General features: G+C 63.8%; 21 protein-coding genes. 13 read left to right on the forward strand and 8 right to left on the reverse strand.

The genetic code is table 11. The features are described 5' to 3' along the window. Positions 1 to 10: 10 nt before the first annotated feature. Positions 11 to 1,078: a hypothetical protein gene (locus ASD45_RS07485; RefSeq protein ID WP_156380746.1), complete on the reverse strand. Its 1,068-nt coding sequence runs from the start codon at positions 1,076 to 1,078 to the stop codon at positions 11 to 13. Between ASD45_RS07485 and ASD45_RS23375 the strand changes: the two genes are divergently transcribed. Continuing rightward, complete coding sequence (locus tag ASD45_RS23375; RefSeq protein ID WP_156380747.1) at positions 1,073 to 1,486, forward strand: hypothetical protein; 414 nt, start codon at positions 1,073 to 1,075, stop codon at positions 1,484 to 1,486. The genes ASD45_RS07485 and ASD45_RS23375 overlap by 6 nt on opposite strands. 96 nt (positions 1,487 to 1,582) lie before the next feature. Here ASD45_RS23375 and ASD45_RS07490 read toward each other — a convergent pair whose 3' ends face one another. The 3 genes from ASD45_RS07490 to ASD45_RS07500 form a co-directional block, all read right to left on the reverse strand. After that, positions 1,583 to 1,849 (reverse strand): hypothetical protein, encoded by a 267-nt coding sequence (locus ASD45_RS07490; RefSeq protein WP_056910911.1) that lies wholly within the window; start codon positions 1,847 to 1,849, stop codon positions 1,583 to 1,585. Between the two features lie 14 nt (positions 1,850 to 1,863). Then, on the reverse strand, positions 1,864 to 2,397 hold the full coding sequence (locus ASD45_RS07495; RefSeq protein WP_056910912.1) for an RNase A-like domain-containing protein: 534 nt from the start codon (positions 2,395 to 2,397) through the stop codon (positions 1,864 to 1,866). Positions 2,398 to 2,524: 127 nt separating this feature from the next. Next, on the reverse strand, positions 2,525 to 3,145 hold the full coding sequence (locus ASD45_RS07500) for a hypothetical protein (protein WP_056910913.1): 621 nt from the start codon (positions 3,143 to 3,145) through the stop codon (positions 2,525 to 2,527). 335 nt (positions 3,146 to 3,480) lie between these two features. On the opposite strand from ASD45_RS07500, the gene ASD45_RS07505 reads away from it, so the two are divergent. The 3 genes from ASD45_RS07505 (at position 3,481) to ASD45_RS07515 (ending at position 5,778) form a co-directional block, all read left to right on the forward strand. Beyond that, complete coding sequence (locus tag ASD45_RS07505) at positions 3,481 to 4,044, forward strand: recombinase family protein (RefSeq protein WP_056910914.1); 564 nt, start codon at positions 3,481 to 3,483, stop codon at positions 4,042 to 4,044. Between the two features lie 81 nt (positions 4,045 to 4,125). Beyond that, a protein-coding gene (gene prfB / locus ASD45_RS07510) for a peptide chain release factor 2 (protein WP_156380749.1) occupies positions 4,126 to 5,257 on the forward strand; the annotation gives its coding sequence in 2 pieces (ribosomal slippage) (positions 4,126 to 4,194 and positions 4,196 to 5,257; 1,131 coding nt in all). A 305-nt stretch (positions 5,258 to 5,562) separates the two neighbouring features. Next, positions 5,563 to 5,778 (forward strand): hypothetical protein, encoded by a 216-nt coding sequence (locus tag ASD45_RS07515; RefSeq protein WP_156380750.1) that lies wholly within the window; start codon positions 5,563 to 5,565, stop codon positions 5,776 to 5,778. Between the two features lie 67 nt (positions 5,779 to 5,845). Here the strand turns inward: ASD45_RS07515 and ASD45_RS07520 are convergent, their stop codons facing one another. Then, positions 5,846 to 7,198, reverse strand: coding sequence for a M23 family metallopeptidase (locus tag ASD45_RS07520; protein WP_156380751.1), 1,353 nt, complete (start codon positions 7,196 to 7,198; stop codon positions 5,846 to 5,848). A 187-nt stretch (positions 7,199 to 7,385) separates the two neighbouring features. Continuing rightward, positions 7,386 to 7,922, reverse strand: a complete 537-nt coding sequence (locus ASD45_RS07525; RefSeq protein WP_082540706.1) for a peroxiredoxin — start codon at positions 7,920 to 7,922, stop codon at positions 7,386 to 7,388. A gap of 467 nt (positions 7,923 to 8,389) precedes the next feature. On the opposite strand from ASD45_RS07525, the gene ASD45_RS07530 reads away from it, so the two are divergent. Beyond that, the gene (locus ASD45_RS07530) at positions 8,390 to 11,788 is read left to right on the forward strand and encodes an AsmA-like C-terminal region-containing protein (protein ID WP_162249393.1); all 3,399 of its coding nucleotides are present in this window, start codon (positions 8,390 to 8,392) and stop codon (positions 11,786 to 11,788) included. Between the two features lie 39 nt (positions 11,789 to 11,827). Here the strand turns inward: ASD45_RS07530 and tyrS are convergent, their stop codons facing one another. Beyond that, positions 11,828 to 13,084: a tyrosine--tRNA ligase gene (gene tyrS, locus ASD45_RS07535; RefSeq protein ID WP_056910918.1), complete on the reverse strand. Its 1,257-nt coding sequence runs from the start codon at positions 13,082 to 13,084 to the stop codon at positions 11,828 to 11,830. Between the two features lie 68 nt (positions 13,085 to 13,152). Between tyrS and ASD45_RS07540 the strand changes: the two genes are divergently transcribed. From ASD45_RS07540 to ASD45_RS07550, 3 genes are all read left to right on the forward strand, one after another. Beyond that, positions 13,153 to 14,259: an anhydro-N-acetylmuramic acid kinase gene (locus ASD45_RS07540; protein WP_056910919.1), complete on the forward strand. Its 1,107-nt coding sequence runs from the start codon at positions 13,153 to 13,155 to the stop codon at positions 14,257 to 14,259. 84 nt (positions 14,260 to 14,343) lie between these two features. Further along, positions 14,344 to 15,498 (forward strand): hypothetical protein, encoded by a 1,155-nt coding sequence (locus ASD45_RS07545; RefSeq protein WP_056910920.1) that lies wholly within the window; start codon positions 14,344 to 14,346, stop codon positions 15,496 to 15,498. 12 nt (positions 15,499 to 15,510) lie between these two features. Beyond that, positions 15,511 to 16,560: a hypothetical protein gene (locus tag ASD45_RS07550; protein WP_056910921.1), complete on the forward strand. Its 1,050-nt coding sequence runs from the start codon at positions 15,511 to 15,513 to the stop codon at positions 16,558 to 16,560. Positions 16,561 to 16,575: 15 nt separating this feature from the next. Here the strand turns inward: ASD45_RS07550 and ASD45_RS07555 are convergent, their stop codons facing one another. After that, positions 16,576 to 17,238, reverse strand: coding sequence for an alpha/beta hydrolase (locus ASD45_RS07555; RefSeq protein ID WP_056910922.1), 663 nt, complete (start codon positions 17,236 to 17,238; stop codon positions 16,576 to 16,578). Between the two features lie 247 nt (positions 17,239 to 17,485). Here ASD45_RS07555 and ASD45_RS07560 point away from each other — a divergent pair, with 247 nt between their 5' ends. The 5 genes from ASD45_RS07560 to sufD all read left to right on the forward strand — a co-directional run bounded on the left by ASD45_RS07560 (position 17,486) and on the right by sufD (position 22,670). Then, the gene (locus ASD45_RS07560) at positions 17,486 to 18,643 is read left to right on the forward strand and encodes a cysteine desulfurase family protein (protein ID WP_056910923.1); all 1,158 of its coding nucleotides are present in this window, start codon (positions 17,486 to 17,488) and stop codon (positions 18,641 to 18,643) included. Between the two features lie 96 nt (positions 18,644 to 18,739). Continuing rightward, positions 18,740 to 20,263 carry a Fe-S cluster assembly protein SufB gene (sufB, locus tag ASD45_RS07565; protein ID WP_056910924.1) on the forward strand — a complete coding sequence of 508 codons (1,524 nt, stop codon included), beginning with the start codon at positions 18,740 to 18,742 and terminating at the stop codon, positions 20,261 to 20,263. Beyond that, the gene (locus tag ASD45_RS07570; RefSeq protein WP_056910925.1) at positions 20,263 to 20,562 is read left to right on the forward strand and encodes a hypothetical protein; all 300 of its coding nucleotides are present in this window, start codon (positions 20,263 to 20,265) and stop codon (positions 20,560 to 20,562) included. Before sufB ends, ASD45_RS07570 begins: the two co-directional genes overlap by 1 nt. 23 nt (positions 20,563 to 20,585) lie before the next feature. Beyond that, complete coding sequence (gene sufC / locus ASD45_RS07575) at positions 20,586 to 21,347, forward strand: Fe-S cluster assembly ATPase SufC (RefSeq protein WP_056910926.1); 762 nt, start codon at positions 20,586 to 20,588, stop codon at positions 21,345 to 21,347. A gap of 9 nt (positions 21,348 to 21,356) precedes the next feature. Then, positions 21,357 to 22,670, forward strand: coding sequence for a Fe-S cluster assembly protein SufD (gene sufD / locus ASD45_RS07580; protein WP_056910927.1), 1,314 nt, complete (start codon positions 21,357 to 21,359; stop codon positions 22,668 to 22,670).

A 22,670-nucleotide genomic window follows, 5' to 3' on the forward strand; every position in this document is an offset into this window, starting at 1 on the left:
GCCTTCGGATTTACGCGGCCGTCGCATGCGCCGGCCGTCGCTTTATGACGCGCCACAAATTTACGAGCAGCGAGCGCAGTGTTACCGGCGCATCGGTCGCCAGCAGCGCCGCCGCGAACACGATGGCGATAGCCGCGGACTCGCTGCGATAGGTGAAGTGCGAGTGCGTCTGTGTGTGGTTGTTGAGGATCTCGAACCACGCCATCGACACAAGAGTCGGCGAGCTCAGCAACAGGAAGCGTCGCCAGTCGAAAGCCTGCCAGTGCGTGCGCAGGTGCACGAACAAAGCCCCAGCAAACACCGCGACAACGGCGCTGCCGACCGAAATGAAGGCTTGCAGGATCATCGTCAGCGTCGGTACCAACGGATACATCGGCACCACGGAGTCAGCCTCGACGCCATAGAGCCGCAGCGTGATCTGCTTGATGATCGACAGGCCCTGCTGATGCGCGTCCGGCGACATCCACACGGCCAGACCCCACTCCGTCGCCCAGGTCAGGCCATAGCCGCCGAACCAGGCCAGCGCGGTGAAACCGGCTGCGATCACCGCCGGAACGACGGCCTGCCGCGTGATTGGCGCCGGTTGCGCCAACTCGGTAGCCATGACGATGAACGCAAACAGCATCGGCATCATCGGCGGGTTGATGAGGAAATCGACGTAATTGAAGATTGCGCCGGACAACGCGGCGACGACGATGGCCAGTGTCAAGTTGCGACGCGTCGGATACAGCCGGGCGAACAGTCCGCTGCCGGCGAGGATGAGCGCCATGCTTAGCGCGTGCGTGGTTATGTTCCACATGCGCCAGATGTCGGTGAGGCTGAGCAGCACGATGAAGAACGCGGCCGCTGGCGTCGCCCCGATGGCGCGACGCAGGCCGAAGAAGAAGTAAAGCGTTGCGGCCAGCAGCAGCACGGCGTTGACGAAGCGCGTTGTGCCGAGGCTGAACACACTGAGCATCGGCCACAGATAGACGCGATAGCCGTGCCAGTAGCGCGCATAGTCGGTTCGCTCGCCAGTCTCGATGCCCTTGGCGAGGCTTTCGACTTCGCCGCAGGGACCGACATAGCGCGAATGCATCACCGGCCGCAGGGCGGCTTTGAGCGGATCGGGCTCGGGGTCAATCGACACAAGAAGCCCGGTGCATTCGGTAAATTGGTGGCCGCCGCGGTGTATGAACTGACGCGGCGTTTCGTCTACCGACAACACGCCGTCGGCGAAGGCCTGCGTGATGTGCGCGCGGATCGCCGGCAGATCAGCGTGCTGGCGGGTGAGGACGAGGGCGCCGACAAAGAGCGGTTGCAGCGCCAAGGTGCCGGCCATCGCCAGGAATCCGGCGACGAGTATCCGCGCGAACAGTGCTTTGACCGGCAATTGCTTGATCCGTTTGAGATATTGGAGGGCGGCGCGCGAAATTGGCGGCAGTCTTTCGATTCGGCCAGCGAGCGTCAATCCGCCTCGGAAGAGGTTTCGCTTCCATCAGATTGACGCGAGCCGCCCGGCGCGAGGGGATGGGCAGGCGGCTCGCGTGGTCAACGACGGCAGGGAGGCACGCCGTCGCGTGACCAGCCGTGATGTCCGGTTTCAGCTTCTTTTCAGCGCCTCTTCCAGCACATCCATCATCCGCGTGAGCCAGCGGCGTGTCTGGCTTTCATTGCCAAAACGTCTGTTGGCGTAATCGGCAATCTTCAGCCAGTCGAACGAGGACGAAGCGAGGATGGCACGGCCTTGCTTCAATACGTCTTCGTAAGCGGCGCGTGTGTCGGGCGTTAGGCCGTCCACTGCTGCTTGGTCATTGGTCTGGCCGGCCAGATCGGCATCGGCGAACTGGCCGGCCAGATAGCCGTACAAGGCGTCGGTATTGCTTACGGACAAGCGGCTCCTCCGGGAGGCGTCGGGAAGGAGGTCAGAACATAGCAGTTGCCGCCGCCCGTTGCTCGCACGACCACCCGGAACGTGCACGTGTTGTTGACCACGGGCGCGGGCGGATTGGCGTTGTTCCAGGTCGCGACACGGCCGATCGTCGCCGGTGGCGCGGTGACATAGTTGTACGCCATCGTCGCGCCGGCATTGGCGTTCGCGGCCCAGTTATTGATCACGTTGCGATTGGCCGCGACACCGGCGGTGATCGTCGCTTGCGCGGCCGCCGCCGGATACGGAGCGCCCGAACTCGGATACGAGCCGACCGCGTTCAGGCCCTGGTTCTGGAGACGCGTCGTCAATTGCATGTCGGTCTGCCCGACATGACGGGCGATCGTGTGTCCGCCCGCGTTTTCCTGCTGCTGCAGCCAGTTGGCGGGGAAGTTGTTGGGGATGCAGACCGCTTGCGCCGTGATCGGCAGGGCGAGCAAACCGGTGACGATAGCGACCGTCGTGAGAAGTGTACGTGAACGTGACATGGGTGAGGCTCCGTTAACGAGATGATTGGGGGTGGTGCGAGCCCACCGCGCTGGCTGAGGCGACCGCACGGGGGCTCGCGGCGAGGTCGCCCCGGGGGGAGGCGGCGCTCGCATCGCTATCGGCGTGTCAGACCAGGCCCTGCGCGAGGGTCCAGTTGTTGCCGCTGTCGAGCGTGGCGGTCATGCCGTAGACGTTGACCGGGAAGTCGACCTGCTCGGAATTCACCATGGTCTGGGTGTCGACCACCTGGCCGGGCACGAACGATCCGAAGCTGATCCAGTATTCAGGATGCACGCTGAACACCGCCGCGAAGTTCGGCTCGGCCGGCACAACGTGAGTGCCTTGCCCGGACATGCCCATGCCGACCATCGCGGCGCCCTTCGGGATAGTGCTGTCGCAGTCGATCGTGAGCGAGCCGGCGGCGCCGCTGGCGTTCGGCGTGCCGAACTGGAACGCATCCTCGATGTCGGTGAAGGTGACGAGGTTGGCGCTCGTGAGGTCGGCGGGGATCACCTGCTGGGCTTTGAAGGTGATGCCGGGCTTGAGCGTGCCCTGTTCGGACCAAACGAACGAATAGTCGATGGTCCACATGAAATCGACGTCGACGCCGTTGGCGACCGGCTTGGCGAACCAAGCGAGAGTGTAGACGTATGGCGTGTTGACGTTGATGCCCTGCTGATAGCAGAGGAAGTCGTGCTGGCTTCCGCTGCGGTTCTTGAAGCGGAGCGTATAGTTCTGGGCAGCCATTTGCGTTCTCCTTTGAAGGGTTGGGCCGCGGGTTTGCGCGGCTTTCCGCTTCCGGCCCGGCGACGGACCGAAAGCGTTCCCTTTTGCGGAGGGGCGGGGAGGCGGCTGGCCTGACAGAGGAGTGCAACACCTCGTCGGCAAATGACACTGTAACCCTAGGTTGCAATCATAAAAACATGAGACAAAAGGCTGCAATTCTGCTTGACGTTATCCACAGGCCGTGTTCTAAAAAGGAACGTTTTCGAGACAATATTTATAAGTCTTCGGTTTATGTTTTAGTGATTTATGGAGAGAAACTAAGTATATATGGGCGATAGACTAGGTGTTGCGCAGTCATGCGTATCGGCTATGCGCGCGTTTCTACGGATGAGCAGTCGATCGACTTGCAGGTCGATGCGTTAGAGCGTTTTAGTTGCGAAATTATATTTAAAGACGAGGGCCATTCCGGCGCCAGTCGAAACCGTCCTGGCCTGGAACGCTGCCTGTCCCAACTCAAGGTCGGTGACGATCTGGTTGTATGGAAATTGGACCGGTTGGGCCGATCGCTCCAGCACCTGCTCGAGGTGGTGAACGATCTTGATCGGCGCCGTATCGGCTTGGCGTCGTTATCGGAGGCGATCAACACCGGATCGCCCGGCGGTGTGCTGGTCTTTCACATCATGGCGGCGCTGGCGCAGTTCGAGCGCGCTCTGATTTCCGAGCGGACCAAAGCCGGGATGCACTCGGCGCGGCAGCGGGGGCGGCACGTCGGGCGGCCACGCAAGCTCGGTGACGACCTGGTCATGGCCGCGATCGAGGAAGCCGATGGCAAGCCGGGCGGCATCGCCGACGCGGCCACGCGTCTCGGCGTTAGCCGGGCGACCGTTTACCGCGCGCTCAAGCGGGTCCACTGCGTCTGAGCGGCTGATCCTGTCCCGGGGTTGCGGGACTGCTCGCGGGAGGCTACATGCCCACCATATCCAGCATGGAATTCGGTTATTATGCGCGCAGAAACCCAGAATCTCGTCAGTGAGATCAAGCAGTCGGTCGGGCTGCTGAGGAGGCATCTTTGACGTCGATGCCGCGACGCAACGACTGGCCGAACTGAACAAGGCGGCCGAAGACCCCAATCTCTGGAACGATCCCGTCAAGGCCCAGAAGGCCATGCGCGAGCGCGACGCGCTCGAAGACCAGCTCAAGGCGCTGGCCCGCATCGAGCAGGACCTCGAAGACAACCTGATGCTGATCGAACTCGGCGAGACCGAGGGCGATAGCGCGACCGTGGCCGATGCCGAGGTGGCACTGAAGGGCCTCAAGGGCGAGGTGTCGCGGCGCGAGCTCGAAGCGCTGTTGTCTGGCGAAGCCGACGCCAATGACTGCTACCTCGAAGTTCACGCCGGCGCCGGCGGCACCGAAAGCCAAGACTGGGCCAGCATCCTGCTGCGCATGTATGTACGTTGGGCCGAGAAGAAGGGCTACAAGGTCGACTGGCTGGAAGAGAGCGAAGGCGATGGCGCCGGCATCAAATCCGCGACCGTTCAGATCAAGGGCCACAACGCCTATGGCTGGCTGAAGAGCGAGAACGGCGTGCACCGTCTGGTGCGCATCTCGCCGTTCGACGCCAATGCTCGGCGGCATACCTCGTTCGCCAGTGTCGTCGTTTATCCGGTGGTCGACGACAACATCAAGATCGAGATCAACGAGAAGGACGTGCGCACCGACGTGATGCGCTCGGGCGGCGCGGGCGGCCAGCACGTCAACAAAACTGAATCGGCGGTGCGTTTGACGCATGAGCCGTCGGGCATCGTCGTGAAGTGTCAGCAGGACCGGTCGCAGCACCGCAACCGCGCCATGGCGTGGGACATGCTGCGCGCCAAACTGTTCGAGCGCGAAGTGAAGAAGCGCGAGGCGGTCGCTGAAGCTGAACAGGACGCCAAGACCGATATTGGCTGGGGCCACCAGATACGCTCGTACGTCTTGCAGCCCTATCAAATGGTCAAGGATCTGCGCACTGGCGTCTCCACTTCGGACAGCGCCGGCGTGCTCGACGGCGACCTCGACCTGTTCATGCAGGCGGCACTGGCGCAAAAGGCGTTCGGCGGTGAACCTGTCGTCGTCGAGGACGTAGAGTAAACCCGTAGCGCTAACCGAGGCGGCGTTCGCGTTCTCTCCTTAATATCTCGCTATTTCATCCTGGCCGCTTGTGGCGCGGCGAGATCGATCGGGACGCGTCGCTGGCAGGCTGCGGTCGCGGGCTCCGGGGGATCGGCTAATTTAAAAAGTGGAACTGAATCAGGCCGCTGGGCGTTTCTGCGGCCGCTGTTGATTCGTGATGGCCAGCACAGCCGGGCACGGCCGCCGGCTCTAGTCTCGCAACCAATCAAGGCCACCGGCGTTAGTGAGCCGTGGCCGATAGAGACAAGAGACAGGAGAGTGTCGTGTTTAAGAATATGACCCCAGCCGTTATCGCGGCGGCTGTCATTGCCGGCATCTTCACCCTCGCCACCGGCTCAAGCGATACGCTCGACGCCAGTCCGATCGCCGAGCCGGGGCACAGCGCCATCAAAGCCTGCACGCAACAGGCGTGGCCTTATCTTGATTGCGTCGGCACACAGTTCAGCACGTCGAACGTGCGCGTCATCAAGATGAATTGATCGGCGGGCTATCCCGAAGCTCAGCGGCGCCGCATGCGGCGCCGCTTTTATTTTGGGTCAGGGCGGATCAGGTGTCGGCACCGAGAACGGTGGGGCCGAGCCGCAAGCCTGCTCGCAGGAACTTCTGCGGATTGACCGGCTTGTCGTCGATACGCACTTCATAATGCAGATGTGGACCCGTCGAGCGGCCTGTCGAGCCGATGCGGCCGATGGTCTGTCCCATGCTGACGTGCTGGCCGACTTTCACTTCTATCTTCGACATGTGGCCGTAACGGGTGACCAGGCCATTGCCGTGATCAACCTCGACCATGTTGCCGTAGCCGCCGGCCCACGCGGCGCGCGTGACGCGGCCGTTAGCTGTCACGCGCACTGGGTCGCCGGTGTCGCCGCGCAGATCAACGCCGGTATGGATCGCCGGACCGCCAAGGAACGGATCCATGCGCATGCCGAAAGGCGAGCTTTGCTCGACCTCGCCGTACACCGGCTTGCGGACCGGAACGGTGGCGAGTGCTTGCGTATAGCGATTGAGCTGAGCGCGGGCGATATTGATGCGCCAGATCTGTCGCTCGAACGGGCCGGAGTCGCCGCGCGGCGCTTTCAACGGCACATAAGGACCGCCGGTGCCGCCCGATCCCTTGCCGACGTTGATGCCGAGATCGGCGAGCACGGCACCGATGGCGCGCGCCTTGTTGTCGGCTTTCTCTTCCATGTTGGTGAGCGCTGCGACCTGACGCTGATCGATCTTGTCCAGTGACAGCGACACACGCGTCAGGATGCCGTCCAGGCTCGCATTGCCGGCAGTGTCGGCCAGGCGGGTGTTGGTATTGACCGGCTCGCGCGACTGCAGCCGCGCTTCCCGGTCGGGCGGCGCGGTGAAAATGACCGTATCGCTGATCGGCGACGGTTTGACCGGCCGCTCGCCGCGCAACTCAGGCAGCCGTTGCGGCTTGATCGAGCCGGTGGTGATGCCGAGATCGCCGGCGATCGAGGAGCTGCGCTGCTCGAGCACGGCCTGCCGACGCATCAGGGCCTGGAGCTTTTGTTCGAACTGCTCCTGATCGAGCATCTGCCGGCTGGTGATGCGGTCGACCTGGGCGCGCAGTTCGGCGATGCGATCCTCGTAGGCGAACTGCATCGAGGCCTGCCGCCCGATCAGGCCTTTGAGGACGTCATCGCGGAACGTGAAATAGGTGCCGGTGGCGATCGTCCACACCGCCATGATCACCAGCGTACCGACGACGATCCAGAAAGCGACCGGGCCAAGCCGCACCTGACGGCCGTGATGCACCAGCGTGTAGTCGTGGGCGTGCGCCTTGTTGGCGGCATGAGCGCGGTTGATGTGGCGCGAAACGCTTGCCGCAGAAGGGGTGCGGGTGGCGGAAGGGGATTGATCGTATTGGGAATAGGCTACTTGCGACATGAACGCTCCGCGCGATCACCGCCGCCCGGACGGGACCTCAGCGCCGATATCAGCCGCATATGGTTAAGAATGTCGTAAGTGGCGCGCAGCAGAGGACGAATTTCGCTGCCAGACCATGCCTTTGCGCCTGCGACCCGATGTCCGGGATGCTGTGTCCTGGCCGGCTGCAGTGGGACCGTTCGGGGCCTCAGAGAGCCCGGACCGCCTCCAGCACCTCGTCAGCGTGACCAGGGACTTTGACGCTTGGCCAGACGCGGACGATCCGGCCTTTGCCGTCGATAAGAAATGTTCTGCGGATGACGCCGAGGAACTTTCGGCCGTACATCGATTTCTCGCCCCAAGCACCGTAGGCTTCCAGCATCGCCGTCGACTCGTCGGAGGCGAGATCGATCTTGAGCTTGTGCTTGCTTTTGAACTTGGCCTGGGCCGCGACCGGGTCGGCCGAGACGCCGAGTATTTCCGTGCCGGCCTTGGCGAAAGCCGGGCGCAGGCGCGAAAAATCCATCGCTTCCTTGGTGCAGCCTGGGGTATCCGCCCGCGGGTAGAAACAGAGGACGAGATTGCGGTCCTTAAAGTCTTTCAGCGAAACGCTGGTGCCGTCGTCGCGAGTCAGTTTGAAAGGCGGAGCCTTGGTGCCGGCGGCAAGTTCTGAAGCTTTTACCGGGGGTTTGGCAGGGGACATGTGCCTTCCTTTCGTCGCTTTCGCGCGGTCAATCTCGCCCATGCCATTTGCATCGGGCGGACGCAACCGGCTTTGCGTTCCGAGGGGACCGAGGCCGTGCCAGGCGGGCCGCAGGAACAACAGACTGGCACACCGCCGGGGCGGTGGGAGGACTGGCGCGTGGTGATGCCGCTGAGGCCTCGCGCGCCCATACCATTCGCGAGGGCATGAACAGCAAGCCGCACCATCCCGGCCCGCGGGCCGCGCACCATGCCGACGCGCACCAGTCCGTAGCGCACGACGAGGTGCGCCATGAGGCGGGGCAGGAGCACGGGAAGGGTCACCGGCCGCACCGTGCCCACCATCGCGCCCAACCGGCGGACAAGGCTGCTACCCACGATGTCTCGCACGAGCGGCCGAGGCGCAGTGCAGCACGGCGGCGCGCGAAAAGATCCGCGCGCCGGCGCTGGGTCCGCTTGCGCCGCCGCGTTTTCCAGGTCCTGACCCACCGCGCCACCAAAAGGGTATTGTTGAGCCTGGCGCTGACCGCTGTTGTACTGACCGTTGCCGCCGGCGGTCTGTGGTGGCGGCTCAACAGCGGACCGATCGAACTAGACATCGCCACGCCCTGGCTGAAGCAGGCCATCGAGGAGAACTTCGGCGCCGGTGATAAGGTGACCGTTGGCGGTACCCAGATCGAACGCGATGAAAAGGGACGCACATCGCTGCGGTTGCGCAATATCGAAGTGCGCGATGCCGATGGGACGATAGTGGCGAGCGCGCCCAAGGCTGAAGTCGGACTGTCCGGCCTCGGCCTGCTGTATGGCCGGGTGCGGGCGCAAAGTCTCAATCTCGTCGGCGCGGCCATGTCGATCCGGATCGAGACCGACGGCAGGGTGACGGTGTTTGCCGGCGACAACAACCGTCCCATTGCCACGTCGCCGCTGCCAGCGTCGCCCCCGCCACAGCAGGACAAGGTGCCACCCAGTCCGGCTGAAGCGACGCTTGATACGCCGCCCGCCGCCGTCGCCGGGCTCGCCAGCATCATGACCTGGATCGACAATGTCGGCACCACCGGACTCGACGGTCACGACCTCCGCGAGATCGGATTGAAGGACGGTAGCCTGACCGTGGACGACCGCCGCAACGGCAAGCGCTGGATGTTTGACCGCATCAACGTCAGCCTGACGCGCCCGGCGCCGGGCGGGGTCGTATTCCGGCTCGAGTCACTCAATCCGCAACGACCGTGGATCCTGAGCGCGGCGATGCGGCCGCTGGCAGACGGCGTCCGCGCGCTCGGCATCGAGGCGCGCAAGGTCTCGACCCGCGACATGCTGCTGGCGATGCGCCTCGACAGCGACAACCTCGACGTCAATCTGCCGATATCGGCGTCGGTGCGCGCCGAGGTGGCGGCTGACGGTCGGCCGCGGGTGGTGCAGGGCGAGATCTTCGCCGATGCCGGCTCCATCGTCGATCGCGGCCCCAAGGAGCCCATTCACTATGACATCGATCGCGTCGATGCGCGCTTCAACTGGGATGCGCAGCGCGGCAACCTGATCGTGCCATTCCAGATCCATGCTGGTCCCAACCAGTTCACGTTGCGCGCGATGCTCGAGCCGCCCGCCACCGGCGACACAGCGTGGCAATTCAGCCTCACGCGCGGCGATCCGGTGATCGATCCGGTCATCCTCGGCACGACGGATAACAAGGACAGCAGCCTGGCGCTCAACCGCGTCAATATCCGCGCCCGCATCGATCCGACGCGCAAACGCATCGATGTCGATCAGGGCGATGTCAGCCGCGTCGACAATCGGCCGCTGTTCAATGTCGCGGTGGCGGTGACGGGCAGTCTCGACTTCTCGGGGGAGCCGCATATCGCCTTCGGCGTCGCCGGCACGCGCATGCCGATGGGAACTATGAAGAAACTGTGGCCGGTCTTCGCGGCGACCGATCTGCGCCGTTGGGTCGAGGACCACATCAACGACGGCATCGTCGAGCGCGTGGTGGTCGCCGGCAACGCGCCGCTCGCCAATTTCAAGGAGGGCGGTCCGCCTACGCCTGAGGACGGCCTGTCGGTCGATATCGAAACCAGCGGTACGACCATCAAGCCGGTTGATCACCTGCCGGAGATTCGCGACGCCGATCTCAACGTCCGTGTCACCGGCGGTACGGCGACCGTCAATCTTGGCCGGGGGACGGTCGAGGTGGCGGGCGGGCGCAAGCTCAACATCGCCGGCGGCGTATTCTCTATCCCCGATACGCACCGCAAGCCGGCGGCGTCGGTGACGACGTTCCGTGTCGATGGCGCCGTTCCGGCGGCGGCGGCGTTGCTGTCGAGCGACGGGCTGCGCGACAAGATGGGGCTGACCATCGATCCGGCGACCAGCCGCGGCACCATCTCGGCGTTGGTGACGGTACAGCAGCTCCTCGGCAAGGACGTGCCAGCGGATGCGACCCGTTATTCGATCGACGCCGATCTCGCGGGCTTCGCGGCCGACAAGCTGCTCCTGGGCCAGAAGATCGAGGCGCAGGCGCTGCGCGTCACTGCGACGAACAACGGTTACCAGATCAAGGGCGACGTCAAGGTCAACGGCACCGCCGCCAGGATCGACCTGCGCCGGGGCAAGGACGACGACGCGGCACAATTGACGATGACCGCTTCGATCGACGAGGCGGCGCGGCGCAAGCTCGGTCTGGATTTCGGCCGCGGCATTGTCGGCTCCATTCCGATGAAGGCGACCGGTTTGATCGGCGACAACGTCAAGGATGAGAAGCTCAATGTCGAGGCCGACCTCACGGCGGTCAAAATCGAAAATGTTCTGCCCGGCTGGGTCAAGCCGGCGGGCAAGGCCGCGCGCGCGACGTACACCATGGTCAAATCCGCCAACAAGACGCGCTTCGATGACATCGTCATCGACGGCGCCGGCGTCACCGTAAAGGGCGCGGTCGAACTCGATGCCAACAATTCGCTGACCTCGGCGAATTTCCCGACCTTCAATCTGTCCGATGGCGACAAGGCGTCGGTACGCGCCGACCGCGGCGATGGCGGCGTGCTCAAGGTGACGATGCGCGGCGACGTCTATGACGGGCGCAATTTCGTCAAATCCTCATTGGCCGGTGCCGACGATGACGCCAAGGAAAAGCAGACCGACCTCGACCTCGACATCAAGCTTGGCACGGTGGCCGGCCACAATGGCGAAACCTTGCGCGGGCTCAGCCTCAAGCTGACGCGGCGTGGCGGCCATATCCGCAGCTTCAACATGAACGCCAAGATCGGCCGCGACACGCCGCTGATAGGCGACCTCCGCTTGCGGTCCCGCGACAATCATCAGGTTGTCTATCTGGAAACCGACGATGCTGGCGCCCTGTTCCGGTTTACCGACACTTATCCGCGCATGTATGGCGGTCGCATGTGGGTCGCCATGGATCCGCCGACGCAGGACCAGACGCCGCAGGTCGGCACGATCGTCATTCGCGATTTCGCCGTGCGCGGCGAGGCGGCACTTGATCGCGTGGCCGGAAGCAGCGGCGCCAATGGCCAGCAGGGCGTGATCTTCACCGAATTGAGCGCCGGCTTCACCAAGACGCCGGGCCGCATGTCGGTACGCGACGGCGTGGTGCGCGGGCCGATCGTTGGCGCAACGGTGGAAGGGCAGGTCGATTTTGCCCGAAGCGAGATGCATCTTCGCGGCACCTTTGTGCCGCTTTACGGTCTGAACAACGTGTTCGGGCAAATCCCGATCGTCGGCCTGTTCCTCGGCGGCGGCAGTAACGAGGGCCTGCTCGGCATCAATTACGAGGCGGTCGGGCCACCGTCGGCACCGCGGCTCACAGTCAACCCGGTGAGCGCTATCGCGCCAGGCCTGCTGCGCAAGTTCATCCCGTCGCCGGGCAGCTTCGACCCGAAATTCGTGCCGGTGCCGCAGTAGCTCACCGATCTCATCCCTTGTTTGCAGAGGGACAAGAGATCAGACCGGCTTCAGCAGCACATGCTTCTTCTTGCCGAGCGAGAGCTTGATCGCTCCGTCGGCGGTCAGATTTTTCTCGTTCAGCATCATCTTGTCGTCGGTGACGGTGGCATCGTTTACTTTGAGGCCGCCGGCCTTGATCTGGCGGCGTGCATCGCCGTTCGACGAGACAAGGGCCGCGATCTCGGCAAAGGCGACGAGCACGCCGACGCCGGCCGCCAGCTTGTCGTGGGCGATTTCCACGGTCGGCAAATTTTCCGCAAAAGCGCCTTCGTCGAAGGTCTTGCGCGCGGTCTCCGCCGCTTCGTCCGCCGCGGCGCGGCCGTGCATCAGCGCGGTTGCTTCGGTGGCGAGGATCTTCTTGGCTTCGTTGAGTTCGGCGCCCTTGAGCGCGCCAAGCCTGGCGATCTCGTCCATTGGCATCACGGTGAACAGCTTGAGGAAACGCGACACATCGCCGTCCTCGGTGTTGCGCCAGAATTGCCAATAGCCGTAGGGGGCGAGCAGGTCCGCATTCAGCCACACTGCGCCGGCCGCGGTCTTGCCCATCTTGGCGCCGGAAGAAGTGGTGATCAGCGGCGCCGTGAGGGCGAAGAGGTGCGCGTTGTTGAGGCGGCGGCCGAGGTCGATGCCGTTGACGATGTTGCCCCACTGATCGGAGCCGCCCATCTGCAGCGTGCAGCCGTAGCGCTTGTTGAGCTCGGCGAAGTCGTAAGCCTGGAGGATCATGTAATTGAATTCGAGGAACGACAATTCGTGCTGGCGCTCGAGCCGCAGCTTGACGCTGTCGAAGGACAGCATGCGATTGACCGAGAAGTGCCGGCCGACGTCGCGCAGGAAGTCGATGTAGTTGAGCGTGTTCAGCCAGTCGGCGTTGTTGGCCATGACGGCGTTGCCGCCGTCGCCCTCGAACTTCAGGAACTTCGAGAAGGTCTTGCGGATCGAGGCGAGATTCTCGTTGATGACCTCGTTGGTGAGCACCTTGCGGCTCTCGTCCTTGCCGGACGGATCGCCGACGCGGGTGGTGCCGCCGCCCATCAATGCGATCGGCCGGTGACCGGTCTGCTGCAGCCAATAGAGCATCATGGTCGGCAGCAGGTGGCCGATGTGCAGCGACGGGGCGGTACAGTCATAGCCGATATAGGCCGTGATCTGGCCTTCGGCCGCCTTGGCGTCGAGGACGTCGGCCTCGGAGACCTGGTGGACGAAGCCGCGTTCGCTCAGAATGTTAAGGAAATCAGACTTATAGGTGCTCATCGGGGACCCGTTGGCGCATCGATTGGCCGTGGTGTAACAGGTCCGGCGAACGATTCAACGGGTGGCGCATGAGGGGTCTAGCGGTTGGGTTGATGAGCGGCACGTCGCTCGATGGCGTTGATGTGGCGGCGATCGACAGCGACGGCGAGCGGATTTTCCGTTTTGGCCCGACCGGCTACCGGCCCTATTCGGATGACGAACGCGCGCTGCTGCGCCAGGCCCTTGCGGATGCCAAGAACCTGACCCTCCGTCATGAACGGCCGGGCGTGCTGGCCGAGGCCGAGGCCTTCATCACCCGGGCCCATGCCGAGGCTGTGGAAGCCTTCCTCGACGCCGAAGGCATCGCGCGAGGCGATGTCGCCGTTATCGGCTTCCACGGCCAGACCGTCCTGCACAAGCCGGCCGAGCGGCTCACCGTGCAGATCGGCGACGGCATGGCGCTGGCGCAGCGGCTCGGTCTCACCGTCGCCTATGACTTCCGCGCCGCCGATGTCGCCGCCGGCGGGCAGGGTGCGCCGCTGGTGCCGATCTTCCATCAGGCGCTGGCGCGCGACCTCGACCGGCCGCATCCGATCGCCGTGCTCAATATCGGTGGCGTCGCCAACGTGACCTTCGTCAACGGCGGCGATCCGGTCGCCTGCGACACCGGGCCGGGCAACGCGCTGATCGACGACTTCATGCGCATGAAGACCGGCAATCCGCTCGACCGCGATGGCGATCAGGCGGCGCGCGGCAAGGTCGATGAACCGTTCATCGCGCACGTGCTGGCGCACCCGTTCTTCGACCAGCCGTGTCCAAAGTCGCTCGACCGCAACGATTTCGCGCTCGCCAATATCGGTCTGCCGGACATGTCCGTGGCCGACGGCGCCGCGACCTTGTCGGCGCTGACGGCAGCGTCGGTCGCCCGCGTCGTGTCGCGGCTGCCGGTGCCGCCGAAAGCGTGGATTGTTGCCGGCGGCGGTGCCCGCAATCCGACCTTGATGAAGATGCTGGCGGCGCGCCTGGCGCCGGCGACAGTCGAGACTGCCGATGCCGTTGGCTGGTCGTCGCAGTCGATTGAGGCGCAGGCATTCGCTTATCTGGCGATGCGCACCCTCAATGCGCTGCCGATCACGTTCCCGCTGACCACCGGCGCGTCGGCTGCAATGGCGGGTGGCATTGTGGTGCGTCCGTAGGCCACAGCGCGCGGGATCGATTGACCTATCGCAAGGCGGGCACCGGAGTTAGGCCGTGATGTAACGGCTCAACGATCGGGAGCCATGATCTTGCGCCCGCATAAGGCATGCGCCGCTAGCCTGCAGGCTGGTTTTCTGCTTCTGGCCTGGACGATCGCCGTGTCGGCCCAGGAACAGCCGTCGCTGCGTGCCGCGCCTGATCCGGGTGCGGTTGCGCAGGAACAGCGCGACATCGCGGGCCGCTGGCTCGGAGCGACTGACGCGGCGATACAGAGCGCCGGCAAAGCCGGCGGCACGCTGACCAACATCGCCACCGGCAAATTCGAGGGCCTTTCCAGGAGTATTTCGATCGCCGATGCAGCATCGACGCTAGGGGCGGCGAGTGCGCTTGACGTGCGCGGCACGGTGAGCGGCGCAGCCGCCATTGCCGTCGGCGGCAAGGTCACTGCGGGCGGCGCGGCCCTGTTCGGCGAGATCGGCGCTGTGACCGGTGGCGCGGTCGGTTCGTTCTTTCCGGTCATCGGCAACATCGCTGGCAGCATCGTTGGCGGCGCCGTGGGCACCGCCGCAGGCGGCTTCATCGCCGCGTTCGGCTACGACAAATACCTCAAGGACTACGTCACCAGCGGCACGACCGGCATCATGTCGGTGTTCGACAGGGCGCCGCTCAACGATGCGATGGAGGCCAAGCGTGCTTTCCTCTGGGCGACCATGGCGCCGGAGGAACGGGCGCAGTTGCAGGCCTTCAAGCCGGAAGAGGTGGCACTGCTCGATTTCGGCGCGCTGCCCTATGTGCCGGTGCTGAAACAACCGGTGCCCGGCGTGCCGGCGGCGCCTTCGCAACAGGAAGCCACGCTCGGCGATGGCGTTCCTGCGTCATTCGAGCTGAATCAAAACAGTCAGGTGAACTATCCGCTCGCGTGCACAGTCACCGGGGAGCGCGTGTCGTGCTTCGGGCGGCACGCCCAAGGGCCCGGTATGACCTTGACCATCACGCTCACCGGAACGCGCGCGGGCAATGTACTCGAGATGGATAACTTTACAGTTTTTGAAGCGACGACTGGATGCACCAGCCGCGCCGAATATCGCGGGCATGACACGATTGCGCTCGAAAAGGGCGGCCGCGCGACCATCCATGGTTCGCTGACGGCGCGGCAGACGCTGCGCGACAGTTCCTGCAAAGGCCCCCTGACCTGGGGCGGCCCCTATCAAGCCACGGGATCGTGGCGGGTGAAATAAGGAGACCGGAACATGATCAGTCGCAAAGTTGTAGTGACGATTGCTGCTGCGATTGCCGGCTTCGCGTTGTTTGGGCTGCCCGCGCTGCGCGCTGATCCCGCGCATCCGACCGCCAAGGAAGTCAACAGCGTGGTCGACATGCTGCGTTTCCGCAGCGGCATGCTGGTCAATCCAGCAAAGAGTATATCGGCCTATGCCGCCGGTGCGGCGCAACGGGAGTTCGCCGCCATCGACAAACAGATGACCACGGCGAGCGCTGGCGCGCCCGCTGGCTGGCGATATTTACTGGGGACGTCCGTCTTCACGGCAGCTGGCTTGAACGAGGCCCGCGCGCTCATCGTGTTCTACAATCCATTGCTCGATATCGCTGTCTTTACGGTCTGGGAGGCGCGCAAGGAGGGCCGGCGCATCGTCGATATCGGCTGGGTGCCGGGCGATTGGGTCCGGCAGCCCAATGGCGCCGTTGAACCGCGCCCGCTTTGGCTGCGCGGCGAAGTCTACCGGCCCCAGGCGCTGGTGGATGAAGTGGTGGCAACCGTGAAGGCGGTTGAGACACGCTTTGGTGACACCAAGCAAATCGCAACATGGCGCGACACGCTCGGCATCAAAGAGTCCAAGAGCTACAACAAGACTATCATGCCGATGCTTGCGGCGCGGCTGTTCGAAGCGCAGTTGCGGATCGGCGCACTGGCCAATCCAAAAGCCGGTGAAGATCCTCGCCTGGCGCCGCTACGAACGGCCGTCACGAACCTGATCAGGACAATCGGCAATGAAGGCTTCGCCAAGCCGCTTGCGGAAGCAAAGGATACTTCCGCACCGATGAAGGAGATGCTGGCCAAGATCAATCCCAAGACAATGCAGAGATTGGGACCGGTCGCATTTGTTGCCGGCGAGGGGCATGCCACGGTGTTTCTTGCATCGACACTGACCGCGGACTACGTGCTTTCCGCGCGCTTCGCCGAGCGTGTCTCAGGCTATGCGCTCCAACAGTTGGAGTTCATCCCTTACGCGGCAACATATCAAGCCACGATCAGCCAGGCGGCCGTGCCGGCGCGTCAGTAGTCAGCGCCGGCAGCTTTAGGCTGCCGGTTTGCGCTCGGGGGTCTTGAGGCGCTTGTCGAGATATTGCTCGACCGAGCCGAGCAGCGTTTCCACCTTGCCGTCGAAGAAGTGGTTGGCCCCGGCCACCACCTTCTGTTCGATGACGATACCCTTCTGGGTCTTCAACTTCTCGACCAGCGTGTTGACGTCCTTAGCCGGAACCACGGCATCCTTGTCGCCATGGATGATCAGGCCCGAAGACGGGCAGGGCGCCAGAAACGAGAAGTCGTACAGGTTGGCCGGTGGGCAAATCGAGATGAAGCCTTCGATCTCCGGGCGGCGCATCAGCAGTTGCATGCCGATCCAGGCGCCGAACGAGAAGCCGGCGATCCAGCAGCTCTTGGCTTCCGGGTTGATGGTTTGCGCCCAGTCGAGCGCCGCGGCCGCGTCCGACAATTCGCCGGTGCCGTGGTCGAACGAACCCTGCGAGCGGCCGACGCCGCGGAAATTAAAGCGCAGTGCCGAGAAGCCGCGGTGCACGAAGGCGTAGTACAGCTGGTAGATGATCGCGTGGTTCATCGTCCCGCCGAACTGCGGGTGCGGGTGCAGAATGATAGCGATCGGCGCATTCTTCTGCCGCGCCGGATGGTATCGGCCCTCAATACGGCCGGCCGGACCCGTGAAAATGACCTCTGGCATGGCGGTCTACCTCTTTAACTTTAAGACTGGGCTCCAAGCCATTGCGTTGTCGCGCATTTAGCGGCGCTCGGAACCGAACAATCCTTGTTTAGAATTGTTCTAATTATATGGTTTTCGCTGGTCAGCGCCGCAACAATGACTATAAGTGGCCCTGGCAGATGCCGGCTTCTACCACAAGCGCTAGGGCGAAAAGCAAGCTTTTTGCGAGGCCTAGCGCCGAGATGGTACTCCGATATTCGATGGTTCCATGACCGAACGGACCTACTTCGACTGGAATGCGACCGCGCCGTTGCGCGCGGAGGCGCGGGCCGCTGTGCTCGGCGCATTCGATGTCACCGCGACGGCCTCGTCGGTCCACAGTGAGGGCCGTGCGGCGCGTGGGCTTATTGAGCGCGCCCGGGGCCAGGTCGCGGCGCTGATCGGCGCCGAAGCTAAGGAAGTCGTATTCGTCAGCGGCGCGACCGAAGCCAATGCGCTGGCCCTGACGCCGGAACTGGTCGTCAGAGGACGCCAGGTCACTTGTGACCGCCTGTTTGTTTCCGCGATCGAGCACAGTTCGGTATTGAGCGGCGGCCGTTTCGCACCCGATCGGGTCGAGCGGCTATCGGTCTTGGCGAACGGCGTGATCGACGTGGCGGCGCTCAAGATCGCCATTGCGCAAGCCAAGACGCCTTTGGTGTCGGTGATGCATGCCAACAACGAGACCGGCGTGATCCAGCCGGTTGCCGAGATCGCCGCCATTGTCCACGAGGCCGGCGGTATTCTTCATGTCGATGCGGTGCAGACGGCGGGGCGCATTGCCTGCGATATGGCTGCGCTCGCGGCCGACATGCTGACGGTGTCGTCGCACAAAATCGGCGGCCCGCAGGGTGCTGGAGCATTGATCATGCGCGGCGTGCAGCCGGCGGCGGCGTTGCTCAAGGGCGGCGGGCAGGAGCGCGGATTTCGCGCCGGCACCGAGAGCGTGGCGGCCATTGCCGGCTTCGGGGCCGCCGCAGAAGCTGCTGCCTCGACATATGAGGCGGCCGCTGACCGCATGGCGGCACTGCGTGACCGTTTCGAGTCCCTGCTGAGGATCGCGACACCCCAAGCGATGGTTTTCGGCGCGGAAGTTCCGCGCCTGCCGAACACGTCCTATTTCTCGGCGCCCGGGGTAAAGGCGGAAACAGCGGTAATTTCCTTTGATCTCAATGGGGTAGCCGTCTCGTCGGGCTCCGCTTGTTCTTCCGGCAAAGTGACGCAATCACACGTTCTCACCGCGATGGCGGCCGATCCGGCGCTCGCCGCCGGCGCGCTTCGCGTCAGCCTGGGCTGGACTACCACCGAACCCGATATCGACCGGCTGATCATTGCTTGGAAGCGTGTGGCCGCCGCACTACTTAAGAGACAGGCGCAAGCCGCCTGAACCGACAAACACAGGACGATCGCGACGGCACACGCGAACCGACCATAACCGACTAAATCCAACCCGCGGTCCTTGAAACCGTGAGCGGAGGGAAGAATGCCGGCCGTACAAGAGACCGTCGATCGGGTCCGCCAGATCGACGTTGACCAATACAAATATGGATTCGTCACGGACATCGAATCCGAAAAGGCCCCAAAGGGTCTGAACGAAGATACCGTCCGTTTCATCTCGGCCAAGAAAAACGAGCCGCAGTGGATGCTGGACTGGCGCCTGGAGGCATTCCGGCGCTGGCAGACCATGCGCGAGCCGACTTGGGCGCGCGTCCACTATCCGAAGATCGACTATCAGGACGCCTATTACTATTCGGCGCCGAAGGCGTTCAAGGCGCCGAAGTCGCTGGCCGATGTCGATCCGGAATTGCTGCGCACCTATGAGAAGCTCGGCATCCCGCTCAAGGAGCAGGAGATCCTCGCCGGCGTTCGCAAGCAAAGCGAACCCTCGACGCTCGACGGCGACATGCTCGAAGGCATGCGCTCGTCCGGTCGCGTCGCGGTCGATGCCGTGTTCGACTCGGTGTCGGTCGCGACTACTTTCAAAGAAGAGCTCAAGCGCGCCGGCGTGATCTTCATGCCGATGTCGGAAGCGGTGCGCGAGCATCCCGACCTCATCAAGAAGTACCTGGGTTCGGTGGTGCCGACCTCGGACAATTTCTTCGCCACGCTCAACTCGGCGGTGTTTTCAGACGGGTCCTTCGTTTACGTGCCGGAGGGCGTGCGCTGCCCGATGGAATTGTCGACGTACTTCCGCATCAACGAGCAGAACACCGGTCAATTCGAGCGCACGCTCATCATCGCCGAGAAGGGCGCCTATGTGAGCTATCTCGAAGGTTGCACCGCGCCGATGCGCGACGAGAATCAACTGCACGCCGCCGTGGTCGAACTGGTTGCGCTCGACGACGCCGAGATCAAATACTCGACGGTGCAGAACTGGTATCCGGGCGACGCCGAGGGCAAAGGTGGCATCTACAATTTCGTCACCAAGCGCGGCGACTGCCGTGGCAAGAACTCGAAGATCTCCTGGACGCAGGTCGAAACCGGGTCGGCGATCACCTGGAAATATCCGAGTTGCATCCTGCGCGGCGACGGTTCGCGCGGCGAGTTCTATTCGATTGCGATCTCGAATGGTCGCCAGCAGGTCGATAGCGGCACCAAGATGATCCATCTCGGCAAGAACACGGTGAGCCGGATCATCTCCAAGGGCATCTCGGCCGGCCACTCGCAGAATACCTATCGCGGCCTCGTCACGGCACACCGCCGCGCCACCGGCGCTCGCAACTTCACGAACTGCGACTCGCTGCTGATCGGCGACAAATGCGGCGCGCACACCGTGCCTTACATGGAAGCGAAGAATTCCTCCGCCGTGTTCGAGCACGAAGCGTCGACCTCGAAGATCTCCGAAGACATGCTGTTCTACTGCCAGAGCCGCGGCATGTCGGCGGAAGAAGCGACCGCGCTGGTCGTCAATGGCTTCGTCAAGGATGTGTTGCAGCAACTGCCGATGGAATTTGCGGTCGAAGCGCAGAAGCTGATTTCGATCTCGCTTGAGGGGAGTGTCGGCTGATGGCTGACCGGAACAAGCTGAGAGCGGAAGCCGGTGCGTGCCTCGGTCAATCGAAGCCGGCGGGCGAACTGGTCGATTGCGTCAGCGCCCATTTTCCGGATGTCGAGGTCTTTCGCGAGAACGATGACCTCGTCATCAAGGGCGGCCACCGCTTCCTGATCGTGCGCCGCGCCGGGCCTGATTCATTTCGCGTCAGCGAGAACGTGTCGGTGCCCTCCACCAACCTGGTGGATGGCGGCGGCGGCGCAACGCGCACGCTGGCTCAATTAATCGATGAAATCGCCGTACTGGCCGAATGAGTTGAAAAGAGACGCTGAACATCATGTCATTGCTTGAGATCAAGAACCTGCATGTCGAGATCGAGGATGAGGGCAAGAAGATCCTCAACGGTCTCACTTTGACCATCGAGAAGGGCCAGGTCGCCGCCATCATGGGGCCGAACGGCTCCGGCAAGTCGACCCTGGCTTATGTGCTCGCCGGCCGCCCGGGCTACGCAGTCACCGAAGGCGACATCCTGCTCGACGGCGAGAGCATCCTCGACATGCAGCCGAACGAGCGCGCCGCCAAGGGCGTGTTCCTCGCCTTCCAATATCCCGTCGAAGTGCCGGGCGTCGCCACCATGACGTTCCTGCGCACCGCGCTCAACGCCCAGCGCAAGCTGCGCGGCGAGGCCGAGGTCTCGACGCCGGAATTCATCAAGCTGGTGCGTGAGCGTTCCGGCGAACTCGGCATCAACCAGGACATGCTGCGGCGCGGCGTCAATGTCGGCTTCTCCGGCGGCGAGAAGAAGCGCGCCGAAATCCTGCAGATGGCCATCCTGCAGCCACGCCTTGCCGTGCTCGACGAGACCGACTCCGGCCTCGATATCGATGCGCTGCGCATCGTGTCGGAAGGCGTCAATCGCCTGCGCTCGCCGGAGCGCTCGATGGTGGTCATCACGCATTACCAGCGGCTGCTGAATTACATCGTGCCCGATGTCGTGCACGTCCTGGCCAAGGGGCGCGTTGTGCGCACCGGCGGCAAGGAATTGGCGCTCGAGCTCGAAGCCAAGGGCTACGCGCAATACACGGACGAGGCGGCGTAAGGTTTGACGATGGCTGACGTAACTCCCATCAAGACTCCCGCCGAGCAGGCGCTGGCCGCCGCTTACGACGGCGCGCGCGGTAGACTGCCGGGGCAGGGCGCCATCGCCTCGTTGCGCGAGAACGCGTTCAAGCGTTTCGATGCGCAAGGCCTGCCGCATCGCCGCGTCGAGGAGTGGAAATACACCGATCTTCGCACGCTGCTGCGCGACGCGTTGCCGCTGGCGACGCCGCCCGATGCTCAAGCCAAGGCGACCGCCACGGGGTCCGGCGCGGTGTTCGCATCGCTCAATCCGCGCAAGCTGGTATTTGTCGATGGCGCCTTCGTGCCGGAGATGTCGGACCTGACGCCGGAAGCGGGCCTGACCATCGGTTCGATGGCCGAGGCGTTGCTCAAGGGCGATGCTCTTGTCGCGGTGCATCTCGGCAAGACCTTCGAGAGCGACGACGCGGCGCTGGCGCTCAACACGGCGATGATGGGCGACGGCGCGGTGATCCGCATCGCCGCCGGCACGGCGCTGGCGCGGCCGCTGCAGCTCGTCAATTTCACCGCCACCGAAACCTCGAACTACACGCGCTCGCTGATCGTCGTCGAGAAGGGCGCCAAGGCGGTCATCGCCGAGACCCATGACGGCTGCGCGGCGCAGGTCAACACCGCGCTCGAACTCGTCGTTGGCGATGAGGCCCAGGTCGATTACTTCAAGATCGTGGCGACGCGCGGCATCCATGTCGGCAGCCTGCTGATGAGCGTCGGCAGGAATGCGCGCTTCGATACGTTCGTGCTCAATCAGGAAGTCGGCATCGTCCGCAACCAGAGCTTCGTCCGCTTCGCCGGCGAGCATTCGACGGGCGCGATCCGCGGCGTCAATCTGCTGCGCGGCGAGGAGCACGTCGATAACACGCTGCTGATCGAGCACGCCGCGGCGCATTGTGCCGGCCGCGAACAGTTCAAGTCCGTGCTCGACGGCGAGAGCCATTCGGTGTTCCAGGGCAAGATCGTGGTCAAGCCCGGCGCACAGAAGACTGACTCCAAGATGATGACGCGGGCGCTGCTGCTGTCGGACAAGGCTGAGGCCGACAACAAGCCCGAATTGGAGATTTTCGCCGACGACGTGGTCTGCGGCCACGGCGCCACCGCCGGCGCGCTCGACCCGACGCTGAAGTTCTACCTGATGTCGCGCGGCATCGACGAGGCGCAAGCCGAGACGCTGCTGATCCAGGCCTTCATCGGCGAAACCGTCGAGGAAATCCCGCATGAGGGCTTCCGCGACGCCGTCATGGCGGCGGCGCTGGCTTGGCTGGAGACGCGCGAGGTCAAGCCATGA

It is taken from the genome of Pseudolabrys sp. Root1462 (assembly GCF_001426945.1).
Classification (GTDB): Bacteria; Pseudomonadota; Alphaproteobacteria; order Rhizobiales; family Xanthobacteraceae; genus Pseudolabrys.

What these genes read in the sequence shown, in the direction of transcription:
- ASD45_RS23375 (WP_156380747.1), top strand. Translation starts at nt 1,073, where the DNA reads ATGCATCACCGGCCGCAGGGCGGCTTTGAGCGGATCGGGCTCGGGGTC.
- ASD45_RS07485 (WP_156380746.1), bottom strand. Translation starts at nt 1,078, where the DNA reads ATGCATTCGCGCTATGTCGGTCCCTGCGGCGAAGTCGAAAGCCTCGCC.
- ASD45_RS07495 (WP_056910912.1), bottom strand. Translation starts at nt 2,397, where the DNA reads ATGTCACGTTCACGTACACTTCTCACGACGGTCGCTATCGTCACCGGT.
- ASD45_RS07500 (WP_056910913.1), bottom strand. Translation starts at nt 3,145, where the DNA reads ATGGCTGCCCAGAACTATACGCTCCGCTTCAAGAACCGCAGCGGAAGC.
- ASD45_RS07505 (WP_056910914.1), top strand. Translation starts at nt 3,481, where the DNA reads ATGCGTATCGGCTATGCGCGCGTTTCTACGGATGAGCAGTCGATCGAC.
- ASD45_RS07520 (WP_156380751.1), bottom strand. Translation starts at nt 7,198, where the DNA reads ATGTCGCAAGTAGCCTATTCCCAATACGATCAATCCCCTTCCGCCACC.
- ASD45_RS07525 (WP_082540706.1), bottom strand. Translation starts at nt 7,922, where the DNA reads ATGGGCGAGATTGACCGCGCGAAAGCGACGAAAGGAAGGCACATGTCC.
- tyrS (WP_056910918.1), bottom strand. Translation starts at nt 13,084, where the DNA reads ATGAGCACCTATAAGTCTGATTTCCTTAACATTCTGAGCGAACGCGGC.
- ASD45_RS07540 (WP_056910919.1), top strand. Translation starts at nt 13,153, where the DNA reads ATGAGGGGTCTAGCGGTTGGGTTGATGAGCGGCACGTCGCTCGATGGC.
- ASD45_RS07545 (WP_056910920.1), top strand. Translation starts at nt 14,344, where the DNA reads ATGATCTTGCGCCCGCATAAGGCATGCGCCGCTAGCCTGCAGGCTGGT.
- ASD45_RS07550 (WP_056910921.1), top strand. Translation starts at nt 15,511, where the DNA reads ATGATCAGTCGCAAAGTTGTAGTGACGATTGCTGCTGCGATTGCCGGC.
- ASD45_RS07555 (WP_056910922.1), bottom strand. Translation starts at nt 17,238, where the DNA reads ATGCCAGAGGTCATTTTCACGGGTCCGGCCGGCCGTATTGAGGGCCGA.
- ASD45_RS07560 (WP_056910923.1), top strand. Translation starts at nt 17,486, where the DNA reads ATGACCGAACGGACCTACTTCGACTGGAATGCGACCGCGCCGTTGCGC.
- sufB (WP_056910924.1), top strand. Translation starts at nt 18,740, where the DNA reads ATGCCGGCCGTACAAGAGACCGTCGATCGGGTCCGCCAGATCGACGTT.
- ASD45_RS07570 (WP_056910925.1), top strand. Translation starts at nt 20,263, where the DNA reads ATGGCTGACCGGAACAAGCTGAGAGCGGAAGCCGGTGCGTGCCTCGGT.
- sufC (WP_056910926.1), top strand. Translation starts at nt 20,586, where the DNA reads ATGTCATTGCTTGAGATCAAGAACCTGCATGTCGAGATCGAGGATGAG.
- sufD (WP_056910927.1), top strand. Translation starts at nt 21,357, where the DNA reads ATGGCTGACGTAACTCCCATCAAGACTCCCGCCGAGCAGGCGCTGGCC.